1 pseudogene is annotated in these 1,199 nt (G+C 53.7%); it reads right to left on the bottom strand.

Features of this window, described 5'->3' with window-relative positions:
• Nucleotides 1–86: 86 nt before the first annotated feature.
• Nucleotides 87–1,199, bottom strand: a pseudogene (locus tag H8S63_RS19735) (DNA methylase); the annotation flags it as partial.

Below are 1,199 nucleotides of genomic sequence, written 5' to 3'. Positions count from 1 at the left end.
AGCATTAAGGTGCATCGGTCGGTAGGCTACCGCTGACGGAACAGCGGGTTAAAGCTGATACTCGTAAGTATCATTCTAACAATTATCTATGCGACTTCATGTCGCACCCACGGCGTATCGAGATGATGGATAGCCACACACCGTTTCTGGGCGTTCACACCCGTTCCGAGCATAGAGGTAGAGCCGAACAGCACACGCACCGTCCCGGCGTTCATGGCGTCTATCACCGCCTTCCGCGCCTTGTCGGTCTTGCACTCCTGAATGAAGCGCACCTCGCTTGGCGGTATACCGTAGTCCTCCGTCAGTTTGCGCTTGATTTCCGAATAGACGTTCCACCCGTCGCCCGGCTGGTATGTCCCCAAATCAGAGAAAACGAACTGCGTGCCTTTCTGGGCGTCGTATTTTTGATAATACTCCGCGATCATCTTGGCACAGTGACTCGCTTTGTTGTCGGGATGATCTTCGTAATTCGGGTCTATCATGCGCATGTCGAGTGCCATTTTCCGGGCATAGTCCGTGGCGATGAGCATCTTCGCCTTTTCTTCCGTTTCCGAAAGCGGCAGCCTGCCCAACAAGGTGGCATCGCCCGTCTTGGCGAACTGCATCAGTTTCTGTATGAAGTCCTCCTGTTCCGGCGTGGGCGGTATATGGTGCAGTATCTCGTTCTTGGCAGGACGGTCAACGCCCACATCCTCCGCCGTGCGGTAGTCCGTGATTTCATTATAGAAGGCGGCAAGCTCCGGCACTTTGATGAAGTAGCGGAAACGCTCCTTCTGGACCACATTGTTCGTCACGTTAAATTCAAAATCCGTCGTCTTCTTGGCAAATATCGCCGCCCAAGCGTCGAAACACCTTATGTCCTGCCGTTCCAGCTCCTTCGGGCGCAGGTACTTGAACAGCAGGTACAATTCAGTCAGTGAGTTGCTGATAGTCGTGCCGGAGAGGAAGGTCGCACCCAAGTCTTTTCCTGTGCGCTCCTGTATGGTGCGTATGGCAAAGAGCATGTTAAGTGCCTTCTGGCTTCCCTCGCTGTTTCCCAATCCCGCCACACGGTCGTGGCGCGTGTTGAAAGTCAGATTCTTGAACTGGTGGCTCTCATCTATGAAGATGTGGTCGATGCCCATCTGCTTGAAATCCACCACGTCGTCCGTGCGTGACTTTATGGCGTGTTCCACCTTCTCCAGCTTCGCTTCAAGGTT

The organism is Bacteroides sp. NSJ-39 (assembly GCF_014287315.1).
In the GTDB taxonomy this organism is placed as follows: Bacteria; Bacteroidota; Bacteroidia; order Bacteroidales; family Bacteroidaceae; genus Bacteroides; species Bacteroides finegoldii.
The sequence above is the reverse complement of the archived record's forward strand: the minus strand, read 5'-3'. Positions and strand labels throughout refer to the sequence as shown.